This is a genomic window from Vibrio sp. 10N.286.55.E10 (assembly GCF_002872555.1).
GTDB classification, from domain to species: Bacteria; Pseudomonadota; Gammaproteobacteria; order Enterobacterales; family Vibrionaceae; genus Vibrio; species Vibrio crassostreae.
Map to the genome: position 1 here is coordinate 95,226 of NZ_MCSD01000012.1, position 17,879 is coordinate 113,104.

Genomic DNA, 17,879 nt, shown 5'->3' on the forward strand with positions numbered 1-17,879 from the left:
ATGATAGTAAGGCAACGAAACTCTCATTTTACTTCCAGTAATGAGATCTTTACCGCTTGTAATTATTAGGCTTAATGCTAGTGTAAACATTTACATTTTACTTAATTTTAGTAAATGATTTAATGGGTGAAAATAAATCAATATAGGAAGTGAGAAATGGATACTGTCTCTTATGGTGACTTTGCTAAGTTAGAAATGCGTGTCGGTAAGATCATCGAGGTTGTGCGTCATGAAAATGCGGACAAGCTTTACATCGTGCAAGTGGATGTGGGTGACAAAACGCTACAAACGGTGACCAGTTTAGTACCTTATTACACAGAAGAAGAGTTAATGGGCAAGCAGGTTGTTGTTTTGTGCAATCTAGCGAAGGCGAAGATGAGAGGCCACACTTCTGAGTGCATGTTGTTATGTGCCGAAACGGAAGATGAATCTGAAAGTGTATTACTGACACCTGAACGTGCGATGCCAGCAGGTATTCGTGTCGTTTAAGCTCTCTTTAGGTTGGTGATCTAATGTGTTCACCAACCTAAATTAACTCGCTATGTATATTCATTAACAAGGTACATAAGCTAGCTTCGTACAGTCAGTATCAAGCCATCAATTACACTGTGGTGGTGATCGGAAACCCCAGCAAGATTGCCGTATTTAGGCTGGTGGCGATCATTTTCTAATGGGTGATGCCAACCTTGTGTGTGTTTAACAAAGTGCGCCGCAAAGCTTTCAGACACCTCTAAACATCCTGCCAATACCGTGTCGACATAGGTTTGAACGATAGGGCTGTTTTCGCAAGGAGCCTCAATCTCGTCTTTGATGTAAACCCAGATCGATTGATCCTGTTTGAACTCATTTTGGCTTTCTATCTGAGAGGCCTTTAATTCGATTCGATGATAACCTCGCTCACGGCGATCAAACTCAGCCAGTGCAATATCATCCACCTCAAGCAACACACCATTCACCTGTCCCTTGCCGAGATTGACGATCAAAGGTGATAAAACATAACTGTCATCGATCTTGCTCCAATGGCGAATTAAGCCATGAACAATCGCAGGGATCGCTTGCCCAGTCTGACCGGTAAGCTGGCGTGAAGATGAGTTGATTAAGCTACCATAACCAAAAATATACATCGCATTCCTTGTCTGAGTTGTTCCATTTAAGTCTAGTCTTACTATATGTGTCGTTTCATCAAAAGTCAGCCGTTTTTATTTTTATACACTTGCGAGTTAAATTGACTCTTTTGATTGTGTTTAATTGACTCGCTTTTGACTTGAAAAAGTGCGTTGATTGTTGTTTTTAAAAGGTTTCTCTGTTTGGCGCGTTTCGTGCATTGTTGAAAGTAATATGGCAGTAGAAATTACTGCATCACGAATTTGACTATTAAATAGCAATTCCCAGAAGCCACACTTGGCTTGTTATCTGAAATGAGGAACGAGTTTGTTAAATATCACAGATAAAAGTGTAGAAGATGCAATTCCTGCTTATCTTCGTTTGGGGTTTAGACCTTTCTTCTTTTTAGGCAGTCTCTATGCTGTGATCGCGATTGTGGCTTGGGTCATCATGTTCCAAAACGGTCAGCCAGAAATGCTAAAAGTACCGGCGCTTTGGTGGCACGTACACGAAATGCTGTTTGGTTTCTCAATGGCGATAGTGGTCGGTTTTGTGTTAACGGCGGTACAAACGTGGACGGGTGTCAACGGAACCAAGCACTATCGGTTAGCTGCCCTTGTTGGCTTATGGATCGCACCTCGCATTCTGTTTTGGACACCTGCTCCGTTATGGTTGATCTCGTCGGTTGAGGCGTTGTTCTTAATCTTCGCCGCCTACGAAATTGGTTTTCGTGTCGTGAAGTCGAAAGGCTGGAAGAACCTGTTCTTTGTACCACTGTTTATATTGGCTATCGTGGCGAACTTTGCTAGTTACGCGACCATTAAGGGGATGCCTCCATTTCCTTCATCAGCGGTATGGCAAGCGATGTTGTGGTGGTTTACGTTGTTGCTGTCTGTAATGGGTGGGCGAGTTATTCCATTCTTCACGGCGCGTCGTTTTGATTTTGAAAAAGCTCAACCCTTAGTTTGGTTGGAATGGCTAGCGAATCTACCTTTGGTTGGTTTATTTGTGTTGAGTTTCTTCCCATTGACCTTTGCTCAAGTCGGCAATGAGTTGATGGTATTTGCAGGTGTAACCCAATTGGTACGCTTTATCCGCTGGAAGCCTTGGACAACTTTGTCTGAGCCTTTGGTGTGGTCGCTGCATGCGGCTTACCTATGTATCCCTCTAAGCTTGCTGCTACGTGGTCTGTTGGACAACCCGTTCGCGAGCCACAATATGCTGCACTTGTTTGCGATTGGTGGTCTGAGTGGGTTAATTCTTGCGATGATTACACGCGTGACGATGGGGCACACCGGTCGTGCTATCTATAAAGGGCCAAGTATGGCTTTGGCGTTCTCGGCTATTTTTATCGCGGCGCTAGTACGTAGTCTAGGTGTGACCTTTTTCCCGGCGTACTTATTTGAGATAGTCAACATCAGTGCGGGTTTATGGACGTTAGCATTTGGGCTATTTATCTGGAAGTTCGGCATGATGCTATTAACACCAAGAGTGGATGGTCACCCGGGCTAAGCTAATTGGTTATCTACCCATACTGAAAGGGAAGCTCTGAGCTTCCCTTTTTGATCTTCATAACTCATTAAGTATTTGCAACAAGGTATTGGCGTACCTGTGTAATGAGATCTTCTTTGGCGTGAGGCGAGATGAAACTGGCTTCGATGGCATTAATACTGAATTGCGCTAATTCGTTTTTCGTCACTGGGTGAGCATTGGCGACGGCGAGGAAGTTATCATTCATATAGCCGCCGAAGTAAGCGGGATCATCGGAATTGATGGTGACGCACAGCCCTTTTCTCAACAGCTCGACGATGTTGTGCTCTTGCATGGTGTCGAAGACCTTGAGCTTAGTATTCGAGAGTGGGCAGACCGTCAGCGGTGTGCGTTTGGCTATTAGCTGCTCCATCAGTTCTTCATCTTCTATACAGCGAACGCCATGATCAATTCGGGTAATGCTTAGCAAGCTCAGAGCGTCGATAATATTTTGCGCAGGGCCTTCTTCTCCGGCGTGCGCGACAGTCAGAAATCCTTGGTTGATCGCTTCTCGGAATACATGTTTAAACTTCTCTGGCGGGTTGCCTTGTTCTGATGAATCTAGCCCAACCGCAATGATTTTGTCTTTGTAAGGTAAGGCCTGTTTGAGTGTCTCGAACGCGCTGCCTTCATCGAGATGACGCAGGAAACACATGATAAGTTGGCTGCTGATCCCGAGTTCCTGTGTGGCTTGCTCTAGTGCTTGGGTAATGCCGCCTACAATCGTGTCAAAGGCGATGCCACGTTCAGTGTGGGTTTGAGGGTCGAAGAATATCTCAGTGTGAACCACATTATCTTGCTGGCACTTCAACAGATAAGCCCACGTCAGATCGTAGAAATCTTGCTCATGAATCAGTACGTTAGCACCTTGATAGTAGATATCGAGAAAGGATTGAAGATTGTGGAACTGGTACGCCTCTCGTATTTGTTCAGGGGTCTCAAAGGGAATCGACACGTTATTACGCTTGGTGAGCTCGAACATCAGCTCTGGTTCTAATGTACCTTCTATGTGTAAGTGCAGCTCAACCTTCGGTAAATGTTTGATGAAGCTATCCATAGCAACTCCTTAGCTATTTTAATTATGGGCGGAGTAGGTGAGGCAGTAGAGTCTATAAACCTGAGCAAGCAGGTATCTCTTTCATTTATCTCTGTTTGAGCATAGTTCATTTCATTGTTGTCGATAAAACAGGGCAGAAATTGATGATGAATTGGAAGTTATGAACTAACAGAAATCAAGCGCAAACGATTTGCAGCATTGGAGTGTGATCCGCTGCAAATATTTGCAGCAATATTCATTGATTTGTGCTCTAATACCGCGCTTACCAAGGGATGGTGTTAAAAGATGCTCACTTAGATGGAGTTATCAAAGTTGACCGATCCCTTAATGATCTCCCTTAGGAAAAAATAGAACATGTCTAAGAACAAAAAATTTGATATCCGCCTTACAGAAAAACGCAATGGTTGGTGTGCAGAGATTACTCGTCAAGTAACGTCTCGCAGCACTACAGTATCTAAGCGTGAGTCTGGTTTCGAAACTGAAGCTCTAGCACAAGAGTGGGCAGAGAAAGAGCTAGCATCTTTCATCGCTAACCAAGCTGAACGTAACGAGCGTAAATCAGAGCAGCGTAAAGAGCGTGACGAACTACGTCACACTAAAGAGCTTAAAGCTGAGCAAGCACGTGAAGCGCGCGCTAAAGCTCGTGCAGAAGAGCAAGAAGACGCTGAGTAATTCAGTGCATGATTAATTTATAGATCCCTTAATTTTAAGATAAGGGATTTGTAAAAAAAGCCCCGATATAACTTTTCTCTTTCTAGTTAAAAGTATATTGGGGCTTTTTAGTTTGTGGAGTTCTGTTTTATTGTGTTTAAGAGCACGGTTTGGCTTCTCGCTTTTAACGCCGAGCTCTTAAACTTTTAAGCATTGCCTGATTAGTTATTCAGCGCAGTTAGCCAATCGTCTTCTGCTACTTCTTCAATGTAGCTTTCTACTGATTGTCCTACTTCTTCATCGTCTTGCTTAAAGTAAGCAATATGGAACACAGCATCACCTTCGTTTACCAAAGGTAGAGTTTGTTGACCAATCACGATACCGCCTTTGGTTGTGATCACTTGGCCCTCTTGGTGACCTAATGGAGAACTGATGTAAGCAAGGGTTTGTCCTGCTTCAACTTGTTCGCCAAGTCTTACCATGTTACGCAAAATACCGTCTGATTCCGCGCGGATCCAGCTGGTGGATTTACTCAACACAGGCTCTGGCAACTTTTTGCGGTTAGGGCGCAGCATGCCGATTTCTTTCATCACTTGATGCACACCAAGATAACCCGCACGAATCGCTAGATGATCAAAACGCAGCGCTTCACCACCTTCGTAAGTTAATACAGGAATCCCCAGTTTTTCTGCTTCGCTACGCAGTGAACCGTCACGCAGTGGTGAATCGATGATCACTGGTGTTGCGAATGCTTTCGCGATGCGCATTGTTTCTGGATTTGATAGGTTTGCACGAATCTGAGGCAGGTTGGTGCGGTGAATCGCGCCCGTGTGTAGATCCAAGATGTAATCACAGTGCTTTGCCACGTTCTCGAAGAAAGTGTAAGCGATACGTGATGTTAGCGATCCTTTCTCACTACCTGGGAAGCAACGGTTTAGGTCGCGACGGTCCGGTAGGTAACGAGACTTATGGATAAAGCCGAACACGTTAACGATAGGCACGACAATCAAGGTACCTTTCAGTTTTTTTGGATCGATAGCATTCGTCAGTTGTCGAGCAATCTCAACACCGTTTAGCTCATCGCCGTGGATCGCCGCATTTACCATCAGTGTTGGGCCTGCTTGGCGACCGTGAATAATTTCAATCGGGATCGAAAGTGGAGAGTGCGTGTAAAGCTGAGCCGCTTGCAGTTCAATCTCCATTCGTTGTCCTGGCTGAACAGTATAACCAAGTAATTCGAATGGTTGATTAGGTTTTAGTCTTGCCATTTAGGTTGTTCTCAACATGGTGATAATTCGTTAACACGGAATGTATCAATCGTTGATTTTTAGTACGAATCAATCGCTTTACGGTGACGACAAAAGTTTTTTATGAAAGGGCTTATGAATTGGTTTAAGTTTTTTATTTGGTTAATTGAAGGGTGTTTCAAATTGTGAATTTTCTGACAATACATTGATTTAGCGCTGATATTTGTCATTTGGTTCGTTGGTATTATCCACCGCCATTTTTTGGCGGCCAAATTCAAATATCGAGATCAAAATGAAAAAAACAATTTCAAAAGTTGTAGCACTAGCAGTGGTATCTGTTGCTTTGTCTGGCTGTGTTGGTAGCAACGCAGTAACGGGTTACCTAATGAAGTTCAACCTTAAAGCGGTTGATAACCGTTACGCACGTGGCGGTTTGAACTTACTGTTGGCACCTGCGTACGGTCTAACGGTTGCAGCGGATTACCTAGTATTCAACTCACTAGAGTTCTGGACAGGTAGCAACCCACTAACGGGTGCTCCGCACATCTTTGATACTAAGGTTGATACTTACCTTGATATTAACCATCAGCTAGATCCGTCTCTAACAGAAGCACCGGTAGGCCCAATCACTAATGTAAATATGATCGAAAAAGGTCAGATGCAGCAGATTGATGAAAATACAATCCAAATGGATATCACTTACCAATCTGGTGAGCGAGCGACACTAATCGGTGTTCGTGATGGTGAGATGGTAACGTACTTCATCGATGGCGAAGTGGTTGCACAAACTTCAATTGATGAGCTAGAGAACTACGCAGCTTCACGCGCTTAATTTTTTTGCTTATTACAAAAATTAGATACAAAAACAGGTACTCAATGAGTACCTGTTTTATTTTGTCTCGAATAAACGGCATTTACTGAAAAGTACTATTTATTGAAAAGCACGGTTCATTGAACAAACATAGCTTATCGAATTATGCTTTTTCTGGGATTGCTTCAAGCAGTGCAACCATTTGGTTCCAGAATAGCTCAACGGTGTCGATCTTCACTTTCTCATCAGGAGAGTGCGGGAACTTGATCGTTGGGCCGAAAGAAACCATATCCATATTCGGGTAAGGTTCTTTGAATAGACCACACTCAAGACCAGCATGGATAACCATGATGTTTGGCTTGTGACCGTAGATACCTTCGTACATGTCGCGGAAGATGTGCATGATTTCTGAATCTGCGTCTGGCTTCCAACCTGGGTAAGCGCCAGAAAACTCGATGCTCGCGCCTGCTAGTTCAGCAACAGAATTCAGCATGCTTTCAACTTGGCTACGGCCAGAATCGATCAAAGAGCGAATCAGGCAAAGTACAGTGATTGAGTTCTCTTCTGTTGTGATAACACCAACGTTTAGAGATGTTTCAACAACACCTTCAATCTCGTCGCTCATACGAATCACGCCGTTTGGCGCAGCGTTTAGTGCAGCGATAAAGCGAGCTTGGTCAGCTGCTACAAGAGCGCCCATTTCAACCGAAGCTTCTTCGTTGAAAGTAACAATGCTGTCTTCTACTTTACCTAGCTCAGTTGAAAGAAGCTCTGTGTAGTAGTTGTATAGAGAAGCCAGTTTCTCTTGGTTTGCAGCAGGTACTGCAACCGTTACGAAACCTTCACGAGGGATCGCATTACGTAGGCTACCGCCTTTGAATTCGACGATGCGTAGGTCTAGCTCTTTCGCGTGACCCGCTAGGAAGCGAGCAAGCAGTTTGTTTGCGTTTGCACGGCCTGTGTGGATATCACAACCAGAGTGACCGCCTTTAAGGCCTTTCAACGTTAGCTTGCGTGTTACGAAATCAGCAGGAATTGCATTACGTGCAACTTCAAATGTCATTGCGCCGTCGATACCGCCAGCACAACCCATGTACACTTCGCCTTCTTGCTCTGAATCGGTGTTAAGAAGGATATCGCCTTCTAACCAACCCGCTTCAAGACCGAAAGCACCAGTCATGCCTGCTTCTTCATCTACTGTTAGTAGAACTTCGATAGGGCCGTGCTGGATTTCGTTTGAAGCAAGAACCGCTAGGCAAGAAGCCATGCCCATGCCGTTATCAGCGCCAAGCGTTGTCCCTTTTGCTGTAACCCACTCACCATCGATGTATGGTTGGATTGGATCTTTAGCGAAGTCATGAACGGTGTCTTCGTTCTTTTGTGGAACCATATCGATGTGAGCTTGTAGCACCACACCTTTTTTGTTTTCCATACCCGGCGTTGCTGGCTTCTTGATGAATACGTTGCCCGTTGGGTCACGACGTACATCTAGGCCTTGCTCTGTTGCCCAAGCAATAATGTATTGAGCAAGCTCTTCTTCATGCTTTGAAGGGTGTGGGATTGAGCAAATCTTATCGAAGAACTGCCAAATAGGGGCAGGGGATAATTTACTGATCTCAGAATGGAATTCAGACACGGATGACTCCTTTTTTATTTGATAACCATATATTTAGGGTTTTTATAGGTGAAAACTTAGAACAAAAATCTAAAATATGGGTCTGTTTTGATGGCAACAGCATACCACTAGAGTGTTTTGACGAGTAGCGGTTCTAAACCTCAAATAGCTCAAATTTTGAAAGCGATCTTGTCCATCTGATCATGATTAAGCGCTTTGATGCTTATAAATGACACGGGCAAACGTTTGTTTAATTCTTTTTTGTAATTTAATTACGAAAATAAGTTTGCAAAATAACCACAAGTAGCCAAAAGTGTGATGTATAGCAAAAAATACTTGTAATCTTTTTTCTTTAGGGTATATTAATAACCAACTTCTGAGACGAAGAGTAAATGCTCAAAGGATGAGTCCGTTTTATCGCCTCCAAGGAACCGAGAAATCAAATTTGTTTTTTATTGATTTATTAAGGTGATAGTTATGAAAGGTTTACCATCTGCAATGTTCTGGCTTAACAGCTCTGTTTACACTAGCAACTTTGCATACCCTACAAGCTTTGGTTACTAATACCGTAAGCATGTAACTCGAACAGTTTTGTTCACCCCTATATATTGGAATTCTTTTACAGCCCTTTTGGTTGACAGATTCTACCGCCACTCAGTTTTGAGTGGCGTTTTTTTTGCCTGCTACTTTTCCAAACCGCTTTATCTCGTCTCTTTTCCTGCTGCTCTGCGTGGTTGTTTTTTAAACGCCAAAATATCAATTTGCGCCTTATTACTGATCCTGTTGAAAAATACACAACTCTTGTGGGTTTGAATTCAGAATTTAATGGTTAGATTCTTTATCAAAATAACAGATGGTCGAAAAAGTAACCAAGATTTTTCATTGTGCTTAATGGGCTTAATTAACTGTTTATTATGATTATTTCTTGGTGATTACTGCGTTTTTAATCGCTTTGTTTCATACGGCATTCTGATAAATATCGATTAGAGCCTTAATTCTATCTGGAATTTGTTATTTGATAACTTTATAATCCACAGCCAATCGATTACGCAACCGTTTACTTTTTACCCTTATAGGATTCGATAATGTTCGAAAAGCTATTCAAACTCAGTGAAAATGGCACCAATGTGCGCACTGAAATCATCGCAGGTCTAACAACCTTCCTAACAATGGCTTACATCATTTTTGTAAACCCAATGATTCTAGCTGATGCTGGTATGGACCATGGCGCTGTATTTGTAGCAACCTGTTTAGCGGCTGCTATTGGCTGTTTCATCATGGGCTTTGTTGCTAACTACCCAATCGCTCAAGCACCAGGTATGGGTCTGAACGCCTTCTTTACCTACGCAGTTGTTATGGGTATGGGTTATACGTGGCAAGTTGCTCTGGCAGCGGTTTTCGTATCAGGTGTAATCTTCATTTTCTTAAGTATCTTTAAGATCCGTGAATGGATTATCAACTCGATCCCTATGTCTCTGCGTGTTGGTATCTCTGCAGGTATCGGTCTTTTCCTAGCGTTTATTGCTCTTAGCAATGCAGGCATCGTTGTTTCTAACCCAGCAACTAAAGTTTCACTGGGCGACATTACTGCGATTGCTCCTATCCTTGGTTCATTAGGCTTCTTCCTTACGATTGCTCTTGTTCACCGTGGTGTGAAAGGCGCAGTAATGATTGCAATCCTAGCAATCACGGCTCTTGGTATTATTATTGGTGACGTTCAATACGGCGGCATCATGTCTACACCACCAAGCCTTGCTCCTACATTCATGCAGCTTGATTTCTCTGCTGTATTTGAAATCGGTATGATTTCAGTGGTATTCGCATTCTTGTTCGTCGATTTGTTCGATACAGCTGGTACTCTGGTTGGTGTTGCAACGAAAGCAAACCTAATCAAAGAAGACGGCAAACTACCTCGCTTGAACAAAGCACTGCTTGCTGACTCTACAGCAACATCTATTGGTGCACTGCTAGGTACATCAAATACTACTTCTTATGTTGAGAGTGTTGCGGGTGTCGCTGAAGGCGGCCGTACAGGTCTAACAGCGGTTGTTGTTGGTATCTTATTCCTACTGGCTCTTTTCTTCTCGCCACTTGCAGGTATGATTCCGGCTTACGCAACATCAGGTGCACTTTTCTATGTAGCAATTCTGATGATGTCTGGCCTAGTTGGCATTGATTGGCGTGATCTTACGGAAGCAGCACCAGTCGTGGTAACATGTCTGCTTATGCCGCTGACGTACTCTATCGCTGAGGGTATCTCACTAGGTTTCATCGCTTACGCTGCAATTAAGCTGCTAAGTGGTAAAGGTCGCGACGTTTCACCTGCTGTGTGGGTAATGTCGGCTATCTTTATTCTTAAATACATTTTCGCTTAATCGTCTAGATTTCTGCTTAATCGCTGAAGAGGCTATGTTTGAGATAGCCTCTAATAACATGACAAAATTATTAGGTTTTATACTATGAGCAACAAATTCGTTATCACTTGGGACAACATGCAGACTTACTGCCGTCAACTTGCTGAAAAGCAAATGCCAGCAGAGCAGTGGAAAGGCATCTGGGCAGTAAGCCGTGGTGGTTTGGTTCCTGGTGCAATCTTGGCTCGTGAACTAGGTATTCGTCACGTAGATACGATTTGTATTTCTAGCTACGACCACGATCACCAACGTGATATGACAGTAGTTAAAGCACCTGAAGGTGACGGCGAAGGCTTCCTAATCGTTGAAGACTTGGTTGATAGTGGTGACACTGCACGTAAGCTTCGCGAAATGTACCCTAAAGCGAAACTGATCGCTGTATGTGCAAAACCATCTGGCGCTGATTTGCTAGACGAGTACATTGTTGATATCGCTCAAGACACATGGATTGAGCAACCTTGGGATACTAGCCTAAGCTACGTTGAGCCAGTAAATCGCAAGTCAAAATAAGCGTAAACTTAGTTTTTTGAGAAATGACCCTTTATAGGGTCATTTTTTTTTATATGATTAGTGACAACCATTTCTTATTAAGTATCCCAATGTCTGAACCAGAAGAAACGAGCTCGAACCTTTCGGAAACCTTGTTTGTAAAGCACAAGCAGGCGAAAGAGACCTCAATGTTGACACAATACATGCCAAGCTCTGAAGAGTTATTGGATGAGAAGCGTGAACAGCAAAACTCATCATGGTACCGAAACCTAAGACGTCTTCAGTGGGTATGGCAAGGCGTTAATCCAATAGAGCAAGAAGCGGTATTGGCTCGCATCGCGTCATCAGATAACTCTCGTACAACCGATGAGTGGCTTGATACGGTTATGGGTTACCGAAGTGGTAATTGGGCATACGAATGGACCAAGCTGGGTATGCAACATCAGAATCGTTCTAATGAAAAGAACGGTGAAGAGATGGCTGAAGAGCTGTTTTCAGCATCGTTGTGTTTCAGTATTGCGGGTTACCCACATCTCAAGAACGACAATTTGGCAGCTCAGGCTCAAGTGTTGGCCAACGCAGCCTATTCTGAAGCGATTAAGCACACCAAGTTGATCGTCAAGCAGATTGATATTCCGTACCAAAACAAGAAGATCAAAGCGAACTTGCATCTAACTAAAACAGACAAACCACAACCAGTTGTGATTGTCAGCGCGGGTCTCGATAGCTTACAAACTGATATGTGGCGCTTGTTTAGGGATTATTTAGCACCTAAGAACATTGCTATGTTAACGGTAGACATGCCATCGATAGGGCACAGTGCGCATTGGCCTTTGACAGAAGACTCGTCTTGTCTTCACCAAGCTGTGCTGAATGAGCTACCTAACATTCCATGGGTGGATCACCACAAAGTGGGTTTATTTGGCTTCCGCTTTGGCGGCAATGCGATGGTCAGATTATCTTTCCTTGAGCAACACAAGATAAAAGCATGTATCTCTTTAGGCGCGCCAATTCACGATATCTTTGTTCATGCCGACAAACTTAAGCAGATGCCTAAGATGCATTTGGATGTGTTGGCTTCGCGTCTTGGTAAAGGGGCGGTCGATATCAATAGTCTTTCTGGGCAATTGATGGCGTGGTCACTGAAGGTGCAAGGTTTGCTGTCAAACAGTAAAACCAGTGTTCCTATCTTGGCATTGGCCTTAGAGGGTGATCCTGTATCACCACCGATGGATAATCAACTGGTTGCTATTTACAGTGATTACGGAAAAGCGAAGAAAATCAAAGCTAAGTCAATTACACAAGGTTATGAGCAATCCCTCGAATTGGCGATAAAGTGGCTTGAGGATGAATTATTTAGATGACATTTCTCCTAAATTAGTTAAGCATGAAAAGTGTACAAACTAAGTACCTGATACTCAGTAATAATTTATAAAATCCAATTGCGTAGTTTCTACGTATAACAGTCTGAGTAACGTCATTCTTAACATTGAAAATGGAGATTCAATATGTCAGAAGTGACACAACAACCTACGCATTACCGCTTGTTGAATGTTTTAAAGGCGATCGGGCCTTACTTGAGGGAACCGCAATCAGAAGAAGGTCACTATATCTTTGATTGCTTGTCTGTATGTGTGAACGATAAAAAATCACCAGAAGAACGCGAGTTTTGGGGCTGGTGGCTGGAATTAGATAAGTCGGAAGAGGGATATTCGGCGAAGTACAATATCGGTAAATACAACATCGATGGTAACTGGGATTCTTTGCCGTTACCTAAAAAGGCGGTCGCTGAGGTCTCTCGAACTCAAGAAGCCTTCCACAAAAAACTGGTTGATGAACTTCAAAGTAAGTTTGAAATCAGTATCCAATTAGACGAAGAGTCTGTCGAATTCGTCTAATTTTAAAGGTTACTCTTCTATATAAAGCAAAAAGGTGCGGTTTCGCACCTTTTCTGCTTGTGAATTCCCCTTTTGATTGCTAAAACATCACCTCTTATTTGTTTTATCCATAAAAGACTTCATGACAACAAATCATCAAAGCGGGACAACAACACAGCGTAAAACTGTCGTTGTTAAACTGGGTACCAGTGTCTTAACTGGTGGAACATTGGCATTAGATCGTGCTCACATGGTTGAGCTAGTTCGTCAATGTGCAGAATTAAAAAAACAAGGCCACTCTGTGGTTATGGTTTCGTCTGGCGCAATTGCAGCAGGACGTGAGCACCTTGGTTACCCCGCACTTCCCAACTCAATGGCGAGCAAACAGTTGCTTGCGGCAGTTGGGCAAAGCCAGTTGATTCAAGTTTGGGAGTCTTTGTTTGCTATCTATGGCCTTAAGATTGGTCAGATGCTACTGACTCGTGCTGATCTCGATGATCGCGAGCGTTTTCTGAATGCACGTGACACGATCAACGCACTTGTTGAACACGATATTATTCCGGTAGTAAACGAAAACGATGCAGTAGCAACCAACGAAATTAAAGTGGGCGACAATGATAACTTGTCGGCATTAGTGGGTATTTTGTGCGGTGCTGATAAGCTTTTGCTACTAACAGACCAAAAAGGCTTGTTTACGGCTGACCCTCGTAAAGATCCAAATGCTGAGCTCATCAAAGAAGTGAAAACCATTGATGACACACTGCGTAAGATCGCAGGCGGCAGCGGTACGACGTTAGGTACTGGCGGCATGGCGACAAAACTGCAGGCTGCGGATATTGCTCGTCGCGCTGGCATCGAAGTGATTATTGCTGCGGGCAGTGCTGAAAATGTGGTGTTTGACTCACTGAGTGACAACCCACAAGGCACACGTTTCTTGCCGTTAGCCGAAGCGCTTGAAAACCGTAAACGCTGGATTTTAGCGGGTCCTGCTTCAGCTGGTGACATTGTGGTCGACGACGGTGCAGTAAACGCAGTCAACACCAAAGGCAGTAGCTTGTTGGCTAAAGGTGTTGTTCGAGTTAAAGGCGAGTTCTCTCGTGGTGAAGTTACCCAAGTCACAGACAGCAAAGGCAAAGTAGTAGCGCGTGGTATCGCTAGCTACTCAAGCCAAGACCTAGCAAAAATAGCAGGCAAGCACAGTAAAGATATTGGCGACATCCTTGGTTACGATTACGGGTCAGAAGTCATTCACCGTGACGACCTAGTCGTGATTCAAGAGTAGCTTGTGATGATAAGGCGATGAGCAGCGAGTTTAGACATCGCGAATCGCCTTTGTACATCCAAAGACAGACAGAATTTAGGGAGAGTTAAACGTGAATTTAACTAACATGGGTATCGCAGCAAAAGACGCTGCTTTCTACCTAGCGACCGCATCTACGGCGCAAAAGAATAAAGCATTGGCGATCATCGCTGATGAGCTAGAAGCAAACGCAGCAACGATTTTAGAAGCGAATGCGAAAGATATCGAACTAGGTCGCGAAGCCGGTTTAACTGACGCACTGCTTGACCGTCTACTTCTTAACGAAGAGCGCTTAACAGGCATTGCTAACGATGTTCGTAACGTGATTAGCCTGAATGACCCAGTAGGCAGCGAAATTGACAGCAAGGTACTGGAAAACGGCATGTCATTGTCTCGCCGTCGCGTACCGCTTGGTGTGGTTGGCGTTATCTATGAAGCGCGTCCGAACGTAACCATTGATATTGCGGCATTGTGTCTGAAGACTGGTAACGCAAGTATCCTACGTGGCGGTAAAGAGACGTTTTTCTCGAACATGGAACTGGTTAAAGTTATCCAGTCTGCATTAGAGAAAGCGGAACTTCCTGCGGCTTCTGTTCAGTACATCGAAAAACCGGATCGTGAACTCGTATCTCAACTGCTTAAGCTAGATGACTATGTTGACATGATCATTCCTCGTGGTGGCGCTGGCTTGCACAAGATGTGTAAAGAGAACAGTACTATTCCAGTGATCATCGGTGGTTTTGGTATCAGCCATATCTTTGTTGATGAAAGCGCTGATCTTGAGAAGTCTGTCGATGTGGTTGAAAACTCGAAAGTTCAACGTCCATCTGCATGTAACTCATTGGATACACTGCTAGTGCATGAAGCCGCTGCTGAAGCTTTCCTTACTAAGTTGAAACAGCGTTTAGCGGGCAAGGTAACCTTGGTTGCTGATGCGAGTGCGAAATCACTGCTAACTGGCTTTGAAGACCAACGTGATGCGGTTGAAGGTGACTTTGACACTGAATGGCTAAGCTACACGTTAGGCGTAAAAGTGGTTGCTGACGTTGCAGAAGCGATTGACCACATGCGCGTACACAACGCGAGTCACTCTGATGCGATCATGACTAACAGCCTAGAAAGCTCAGAGCGCTTTATTAACTCGGTAGGTTCTGCGGCGGTATATGTAAATGCATCAACTCGCTTCACTGATGGTGCGCAGTTTGGTTTGGGCGCTGAAGTAGCAGTCTCTACCCAGAAATTACATGCTCGCGGCCCTATGGGCTTAGAAGAGCTAACAAGTTACAAATGGGTAGGTAAAGCGAACTATTTAGTTCGCGGTTAACGCTGGTCGTTAATTTTACTCCTCAGCTCATTTTTGAAATGGCGATCGAGTAGCAATAATCAATGAATCACCACACAAAAGGGCCTTAATTGGCCCTTTTTCTTTCCTAACGTTTGGCAATTCCGTTACACTGATATTCAATTATTTGGAGGTGATATGCATTGTCCTTTTTGTTCAGAGAACGACACTAAAGTAATCGATTCAAGACTGGTTGCCGATGGACATCAGGTTCGTCGTCGCCGTCAATGCCTTGCATGTAGCGAGCGTTTTACTACGTTCGAATCGGCAGAACTTGTGATGCCTAAAGTAATTAAGTCGAATGGAAACCGCGAACCATTTAACGAAGATAAAATGGTCGGTGGTGTTCAGCGCGCCCTCGAAAAACGCCCAGTGAGTGCTGATGCAATTGAACTTGCGATCAGTACGATTAAGTCACAACTCCGTGCAACTGGTGAGCGTGAAGTACCAAGCGAGATGATTGGTAACCTTGTGATGGGCCAATTGAAAGAATTGGACAAAGTGGCGTACATCCGTTTTGCCTCTGTTTACCGTAGTTTTGAAGACATCCGAGAGTTTGGCGAAGAAATCGCTAAATTAGAGGATTAACTCTTCAATCATGTCAAACTTTACTCCCCTAGATTTTCAAATGATGTCGCGTGCTATTCAGTTAGCAAAACGCGGCATTTACACTACTGCACCAAACCCGAATGTGGGCTGTGTCATCGTACAAACCGATGGTCAGATCGTCGGTGAAGGTTTTCATGCTAAAGCGGGCGAACCTCATGCCGAAGTGCATGCCATGAGAATGGCAGGCGATAAGGCCAAAGGCGCGACAGCTTATGTCACACTTGAACCTTGTTCGCATTATGGTCGAACGCCGCCTTGTGCCGAAGGTTTGATTAAGGCTCAAGTTGCAAAAGTAATTTGCGCTATGCAGGACCCAAACCCAAAAGTCGCAGGTCGTGGTATCAAAATGCTACGCGACGCGGGTATTGAGGTTGAAATTGGTTTGTTAGAGCAAGATGCTCTTGATTTGAACCCTGCATTTATCAAGCGTATGCAAACTGGCATGCCATTTGTTCAGTTGAAGATGGCGGCTAGCCTTGATGGTCAAACTGCATTGGAAAATGGCCAAAGCCAGTGGATCACATCGCCAGAAGCGCGTCGTGATGTTCAGAATTACCGAGCAAAAGCGGGCGCAGTGTTATCCACAAGCCAAACGGTGATTGAAGATAACGCCTCGTTGAATGTTCGCTGGGCAGAGTTGCCAAGCAGTATTAAAGCTCATTACGCTGAAGATGAACTTCGTCAGCCAATTCGCGTGATTCTTGATCGTCAAAATCAACTGCGTCCTGAGCTCAAGTTATATCAGTCGCCAACACCAGTGTTAAGAGTGGCTGAAGCGTCTGCGGATATTGAAGTAGGAACCACAGATGCAGGTCAGCTCGATTTGCACGATCTGATGCGTCAATTACCTGCCAATCATATCGACCATATTTGGGTCGAAGCGGGCGCAACATTGGCAAAAAGCTTGATTGAAGAACAGCTGGTGGATGAGCTAATCCTCTATTTAGCACCTAAACTTATGGGCAGTGACGGACGAGGTTTGATGGGCGCATTAGGGCTCACTTCAATGTCTGACGTTATTGACCTAGAAATTAAAGATGTTCGACAGGTTGGTGTGGATATTCGCATTGTGGCGAAACCAATTGTGGCTAAACCAATAGCAGCGAAACCACTCTCGAAATAGTTACTCCAACTGCATACGTGTCGTTGACAACAAAAAGAGTTTTAAAATGTTTACAGGAATTGTAGAAGCCGTAGGTACATTGAGTGCAATCACTCCCCGCGGAGAAGACATCACCGTAACGGTCAACGTTGGCAAGCTTGATATGGCTGACGTTCAGTTAGGCGACAGTATCGCAACCAATGGTGTGTGTTTGACAGTCGTTGAATTCAACGACCACAGCTACAGTGCAGACCTTTCGCTTGAGACCCTGAACAAAACGGGTTTTGTCGATTACCAAGCGGGCGATAAAGTTAACCTTGAGAAAGCAATGTTACCAACCACGCGTTTCGGTGGACACATTGTGTCTGGTCACGTTGATGGCGTGGGTGAGATTGTTGAACGCAACCAAGTTGGCCGTGCAATTGAGTTTTGGGTAGAAATGCCAGCAGAGATCTCAAAATACGTCGCTCAAAAAGGCTCAATAACGGTCGATGGCATCAGTCTGACTGTGAACGATTTACGCAAGAACGCATTCAAGCTGACTATCGTTCCTCACACCTCTTCAGAAACCATCATCGACCAATTCAATGTAGGTCGTAAAGTGAATTTAGAAGTCGATGTATTAGCGCGTTACATGGAGCGTTTACTGCAAGGTCAGCAACAAGAATCTGAGCCTGAATCTCGATTAACGATGGAATTCTTACAGCAGAATGGTTTTGCCTAACCGTCAA

The 17,879-nt window shown here is 44.1% G+C and carries 17 protein-coding genes; 13 read left to right on the forward strand and 4 right to left on the reverse strand.

Annotated features, from left to right (window positions below; genetic code table 11):
- Positions 1 to 156 precede the first annotated feature (156 nt).
- Positions 157 to 489, forward strand: a complete 333-nt coding sequence (locus tag BCV39_RS09215) for a tRNA-binding protein (RefSeq protein WP_017060796.1) — start codon at positions 157 to 159, stop codon at positions 487 to 489.
- A gap of 80 nt (positions 490 to 569) precedes the next feature.
- Here BCV39_RS09215 and BCV39_RS09220 read toward each other — a convergent pair whose 3' ends face one another.
- Positions 570 to 1,124: a gamma-glutamylcyclotransferase family protein gene (locus tag BCV39_RS09220; protein ID WP_048668908.1), complete on the reverse strand. Its 555-nt coding sequence runs from the start codon at positions 1,122 to 1,124 to the stop codon at positions 570 to 572.
- Between the two features lie 307 nt (positions 1,125 to 1,431).
- Here BCV39_RS09220 and BCV39_RS09225 point away from each other — a divergent pair, with 307 nt between their 5' ends.
- Positions 1,432 to 2,616, forward strand: coding sequence for an NnrS family protein (locus BCV39_RS09225; RefSeq protein ID WP_102432650.1), 1,185 nt, complete (start codon positions 1,432 to 1,434; stop codon positions 2,614 to 2,616).
- Between the two features lie 67 nt (positions 2,617 to 2,683).
- Here the strand turns inward: BCV39_RS09225 and BCV39_RS09230 are convergent, their stop codons facing one another.
- A complete protein-coding gene (locus tag BCV39_RS09230; RefSeq protein WP_102432649.1) occupies positions 2,684 to 3,691 on the reverse strand; it encodes an adenosine deaminase in 1,008 nt (335 codons plus the stop codon).
- A 354-nt stretch (positions 3,692 to 4,045) separates the two neighbouring features.
- On the opposite strand from BCV39_RS09230, the gene BCV39_RS09235 reads away from it, so the two are divergent.
- Complete coding sequence (locus BCV39_RS09235; protein WP_017056240.1) at positions 4,046 to 4,363, forward strand: DUF3622 domain-containing protein; 318 nt, start codon at positions 4,046 to 4,048, stop codon at positions 4,361 to 4,363.
- A gap of 200 nt (positions 4,364 to 4,563) precedes the next feature.
- On the opposite strand, the gene BCV39_RS09240 is transcribed toward BCV39_RS09235, so the two are convergent.
- Positions 4,564 to 5,610 (reverse strand): succinylglutamate desuccinylase/aspartoacylase family protein, encoded by a 1,047-nt coding sequence (locus BCV39_RS09240; RefSeq protein ID WP_048658111.1) that lies wholly within the window; start codon positions 5,608 to 5,610, stop codon positions 4,564 to 4,566.
- Between the two features lie 271 nt (positions 5,611 to 5,881).
- On the opposite strand from BCV39_RS09240, the gene BCV39_RS09245 reads away from it, so the two are divergent.
- On the forward strand, positions 5,882 to 6,421 hold the full coding sequence (locus BCV39_RS09245) for a DUF3332 family protein (RefSeq protein ID WP_048664552.1): 540 nt from the start codon (positions 5,882 to 5,884) through the stop codon (positions 6,419 to 6,421).
- Positions 6,422 to 6,563: 142 nt separating this feature from the next.
- Here the strand turns inward: BCV39_RS09245 and BCV39_RS09250 are convergent, their stop codons facing one another.
- Positions 6,564 to 8,036: an aminoacyl-histidine dipeptidase gene (locus BCV39_RS09250; RefSeq protein ID WP_102432648.1), complete on the reverse strand. Its 1,473-nt coding sequence runs from the start codon at positions 8,034 to 8,036 to the stop codon at positions 6,564 to 6,566.
- 1,064 nt (positions 8,037 to 9,100) lie between these two features.
- Between BCV39_RS09250 and BCV39_RS09255 the strand changes: the two genes are divergently transcribed.
- The 9 genes from BCV39_RS09255 (at position 9,101) to BCV39_RS09295 (ending at position 17,872) form a co-directional block, all read left to right on the forward strand.
- Entirely contained in the window at positions 9,101 to 10,390 is a 1,290-nt protein-coding gene (locus tag BCV39_RS09255) for an NCS2 family permease (protein WP_017633422.1), read from the forward strand.
- Positions 10,391 to 10,474: 84 nt separating this feature from the next.
- Positions 10,475 to 10,939, forward strand: coding sequence for an oxytetracycline resistance phosphoribosyltransferase domain-containing protein Tet(34) (tet(34), locus tag BCV39_RS09260; protein ID WP_009847475.1), 465 nt, complete (start codon positions 10,475 to 10,477; stop codon positions 10,937 to 10,939).
- Positions 10,940 to 11,028: 89 nt separating this feature from the next.
- Positions 11,029 to 12,282, forward strand: coding sequence for an esterase FrsA (gene frsA, locus BCV39_RS09265; RefSeq protein WP_102432647.1), 1,254 nt, complete (start codon positions 11,029 to 11,031; stop codon positions 12,280 to 12,282).
- 144 nt (positions 12,283 to 12,426) lie between these two features.
- Positions 12,427 to 12,816, forward strand: a complete 390-nt coding sequence (gene crl / locus BCV39_RS09270; RefSeq protein ID WP_017060787.1) for a sigma factor-binding protein Crl — start codon at positions 12,427 to 12,429, stop codon at positions 12,814 to 12,816.
- A 76-nt stretch (positions 12,817 to 12,892) separates the two neighbouring features.
- Entirely contained in the window at positions 12,893 to 14,077 is a 1,185-nt protein-coding gene (proB, locus tag BCV39_RS09275; protein ID WP_170960819.1) for a glutamate 5-kinase, read from the forward strand.
- Positions 14,078 to 14,168: 91 nt separating this feature from the next.
- Entirely contained in the window at positions 14,169 to 15,419 is a 1,251-nt protein-coding gene (locus tag BCV39_RS09280) for a glutamate-5-semialdehyde dehydrogenase (protein ID WP_102432646.1), read from the forward strand.
- A 156-nt stretch (positions 15,420 to 15,575) separates the two neighbouring features.
- On the forward strand, positions 15,576 to 16,025 hold the full coding sequence (gene nrdR / locus BCV39_RS09285; protein WP_004734394.1) for a transcriptional regulator NrdR: 450 nt from the start codon (positions 15,576 to 15,578) through the stop codon (positions 16,023 to 16,025).
- A 40-nt stretch (positions 16,026 to 16,065) separates the two neighbouring features.
- On the forward strand, positions 16,066 to 17,169 hold the full coding sequence (gene ribD, locus BCV39_RS09290) for a bifunctional diaminohydroxyphosphoribosylaminopyrimidine deaminase/5-amino-6-(5-phosphoribosylamino)uracil reductase RibD (RefSeq protein WP_048664554.1): 1,104 nt from the start codon (positions 16,066 to 16,068) through the stop codon (positions 17,167 to 17,169).
- Between the two features lie 46 nt (positions 17,170 to 17,215).
- Positions 17,216 to 17,872 carry a riboflavin synthase gene (locus BCV39_RS09295; protein WP_102432645.1) on the forward strand — a complete coding sequence of 219 codons (657 nt, stop codon included), beginning with the start codon at positions 17,216 to 17,218 and terminating at the stop codon, positions 17,870 to 17,872.
- Positions 17,873 to 17,879 lie beyond the last annotated feature (7 nt).